Raw genomic sequence first — 337 nt, 5'->3', positions numbered from 1 at the left:
GAAGCTCGAAGAATCGGTAAGCAAGGCTGTGACATCAAACGAGACGAAAATCAAAGACGCTATAGCCCTGTTCACAGCTTCGACAGAGGAATCACTGAAAAAACACCGGGAAGGGGTGAAAGAGGCGATGATGCAGCACAGGAAGGACGTGTTAAAGCTGGCAGGGAATACGGGCATGATGTTACTGGGGATGGTCATTTTCCTGTTTACCGTGAGTGGCGGGACGCTCTGGTATCTTGGCGGGATGATACAGGCGAACCTGGAAGAAATCAGGAAGCAGAACGAGAGTCTGGAGAAGCTGAACGCGAAGACATGGGGCGTGCGTTATCACGAGGGG

General features: G+C 51.9%; 1 pseudogene. It reads left to right on the top strand.

What is annotated here, in order from left to right:
- Positions 1-337 (top strand): annotated as a pseudogene (locus ACUU1M_RS20750) (plasmid mobilization relaxase MbeA); the annotation flags it as partial.

This window comes from Shigella sp. SIG6 (assembly GCF_053555815.1).
Note: the sequence above shows the minus strand (reverse complement) of the source record. Positions and strands in the feature narration are given on the sequence as shown.